Origin of the sequence: Paracoccus sp. (in: a-proteobacteria) (genome assembly GCF_030536915.1) — a bacterium.
In the GTDB taxonomy this organism is placed as follows: Bacteria; Pseudomonadota; Alphaproteobacteria; order Rhodobacterales; family Rhodobacteraceae; genus Paracoccus.
Genome location: NZ_JAUNPC010000227.1, coordinates 1 through 1,535, shown reverse-complemented (window position 1 = coordinate 1,535; position 1,535 = coordinate 1). Strand labels below are relative to the sequence as shown.

Annotated in this window: 1 protein-coding gene; it reads left to right on the top strand. The window is 70.6% G+C overall.

Translation table 11 applies throughout. From position 1 onward, the window contains the following. Window positions 1–1,535: acetate--CoA ligase family protein (locus Q4F04_RS15965; RefSeq protein ID WP_303370769.1), on the top strand; the 1,535-nt coding region annotated here is incomplete at both ends.

The following is a 1,535-nucleotide window of genomic DNA, read 5'->3' as shown; positions in this document are numbered from 1 at the left end:
GTTGGGGCAGCGCGGCTGCAAGGCGGTGACGCTGTTCACCTCGGGCTTTGCCGAGCTGGGCGAGCAGGGGCGCGAGGGCCAGCAGCGGCTGATCGAGGCCGCGCAGCGATACGGGATGCGGCTTCTGGGTCCGAACAGCCTGGGCGCCTACAACGTGGGGCTGGGGTATTACGGGACATTCTCGTCCTCGCTGGACACCGGCTTCCCGCTGGACGGGACGGTGGGCATCGCCAGCCAGTCCGGCGCCTATGGCGCGCATCTGGGGGCAGTGGCGCGGGACCGGGGTCTTGGCACCGGCGTCCTGGTCGCCACCGGGAACGAGGCCGACATCACCGTGGGCGACGTGATCGGCTGGATGGCGGGCGCGGACCAGACGCAGGTGATCTGCGCCTATCTGGAAGGGCTGAACAACCCCGAGACGCTGCTGCGGGGCCTGGATGCGGCGCGGGCGGCGGGCAAGCCGGTCTTCGTGCTGAAGGCGGGACGCAGCGTGGTCGGCTCTCACGCCGCCGCCTCGCACACCGCCTCGCTGACGGGCGACGACAAGGTGGCCGAGGCGGTTCTGGCCGATCACGGCGCGATCCGTGTGCGCGACACCGACGAGATGATGGATTTCGCCTATGCGGCGACGCATCGCATCTATCCGGTGAACAACAGCCTCGGCTTCATCACTGTCTCGGGCGGGGCGGGGATCGTCGCCTCGGACGAGGCCGAGGCGGTGGGCCTGCCGATGCCGCCCATGCCGCAGGAGGCGCAGGACCGCCTGCGCGAACTGCTGCCGATCGCCTCGGCGGTCAATCCGCTGGACTGCACGGCGCAGGCGCTGAACGACCTGACGCTGTTCGAAAGCTTCATGCGGGCGGCGCTGGACGATGGCGGCTATGCCTCGGTCGCCTGCTTTGCCACCTATGTCGCGGGCGGGGCCGATCTTGCGCCCCAGCTTCTGCGCCTGTTCGCGCCGCTCAGGGCGGAATATCCTGACAGGTTGCTGGTGCTGTGCGCCATGGGACCGCGCGAGGTGATGCGTTCCTACGAGGAGGCCGGGTTCCTCGTCTTCCAGGACCCCAGCCGCGCCGTCCGCGCCATTGCGGCCATGGGCCGCGTGGGTCAGGTGCTTGCGGCGCGTCCGGCCCCGCCCCCTGAAGCCGGTGCCCCCGTGGCCCTGCCGCCCGAGACGCCGGACGAGGCGCAGGCCAAGGCGCTGCTGGCGCAGGCGGGCATCAATGCCCCGCCCGAGGAGGTCGTGACCAGCGCGACCGAGGCGCGGCGGGCAGCGGACCGGATCGGTTATCCGGTGGTGATGAAGATCCTGTCGCCCGACATCCTGCACAAGTCCGACATCGGCGGGGTGAAGCTGAACATCGCCAGCGCCGACGAAGCCGCCGCCGCATATGATGCAATCCTTGCTGCGGCAGCGACCCACGCGCCGGGCGCCCGCATCAGCGGCGTGCTGGTGGTCAGGCAGGTCACCGGCGGGATCGAGTGCCTCATGGGCATCAACCGCGACCCGAGCTTCGGCCCGGTCGCCGCCTTCG